The organism is Kitasatospora sp. NPDC056076 (genome assembly GCF_042266305.1).
Lineage (GTDB): Bacteria > Actinomycetota > Actinomycetes > Streptomycetales > Streptomycetaceae > Kitasatospora.
In genome coordinates this window covers 1-1123 of record NZ_JBHJWG010000139.1, presented here as the reverse complement: position 1 = coordinate 1123, position 1123 = coordinate 1, and the positions used below count along the sequence as shown (strand labels likewise).

Genomic DNA, 1123 nt, shown 5'->3' with positions numbered 1-1123 from the left:
GTGCGGTACCGGCCGGACAAGAGCGCCGCCGAGACCGACACCGTGGCCGCCGTCAGGGAGTTGGCCGCCGCCGAGGGCCTGTGAGGCCGTCCGCGCCGCCCCGTCCGACGGCCTGGCGCCGGTTGAAACGCATTGCGCGGCAAGGGCGTTCACGCAGGAGCCGAATCGGCCATTCTTGCCGATCCGTCCGCCCTACCGCTCCGTAGGCGGACCAGCGGCGGCTAGGTTGACCGTGACAACGAGAGGCGGCCGCCGGGCAGCCGGCGGTGCCCTGGCGAGAGGTGCCGACATGCAGGTGAGCGTCGACCGGGACCGTTGCTGCAGCTCCGGAATGTGTGTGATGAACGTGCCCGCGGTCTTCGACCAGGACGAGCGGGACAGTCTTGTGACGCTTCGTCAGGTCGTGCTGCTGCCTGAGCAGTTCGACGACGTCAGACTCGCCGCCGAGCTCTGCCCGGGCCGGGCGATCAGCGTCACCGAGGACGGGCCCGCCCAGGCCGAGGTCTGACGGTCCCCACCTGCGGCCCCGCAGGCCGCCGGGAGGCCTCCCTGCACCCGGCAACCCCACGAGGACACCTGCGACACGAGGAGACCCCCGCCTTGACCGCCGTACCCACCGCCCCCGCCGTCCCGCTGCTGCCGGCCCCGCACTCCAGCGGCTGCCCGTTCGGCCCGCCGCCCGTGTACACCGAGGCCGCCGCCACCGCGTCCATGACCAGGGCCGAACTCCCCGACGGCGACGCCTGCTGGCTGGTCACCGGCTACGCCGAGGTCCGCACCGTGCTGTCCGACCGCCGGTTCAGCGCCGACGTGCGCCACCCGGCCTTCCCGCTGCTGGTCGCCGGCGCCAGCCCCCAGCTGGACAGGTGCCCGCGGACCACCCGGCGCCTCGACTACCCCCCGCACGCGGCCCCGCGCCGTCAGGACACCGGGGACTTCCTGGTCAAGCGGGTGGAAGCGCTGCGCCCGGAGATCCAGCGGATCGTGGACGAGGCACTGGACCGGATGACTGCGGGCCGGACCACGGCCGACCTGGTCACCGAGTTCGCGCTGCCGGTGCCCTCGCTGGTGATCTGCGAGCTGCTCGGCGTGCCGTACCAGGACCGCGACCGCTTCCAGGGCC

At 73.6% G+C, this 1123-nt stretch carries 1 protein-coding gene and 1 pseudogene; both read left to right on the top strand.

Annotation, left to right across the window (positions count from 1 at the left end; all coding sequences use genetic code 11):
• Positions 1-289 precede the first annotated feature (289 nt).
• Positions 290-508, top strand: a complete 219-nt coding sequence (locus tag ACFC1T_RS38450; protein WP_375897468.1) for a ferredoxin — start codon at positions 290-292, stop codon at positions 506-508.
• A 92-nt stretch (positions 509-600) separates the two neighbouring features.
• Positions 601-1123 (top strand): annotated as a pseudogene (locus ACFC1T_RS38445) (cytochrome P450); the annotation flags it as partial.

Coding starts and splice junctions, on each gene's coding strand:
- ACFC1T_RS38450 (WP_375897468.1), top strand. CDS start 290: ATGCAGGTGAGCGTCGACCGGGACCGTTGCTGCAGCTCCGGAATGTGT.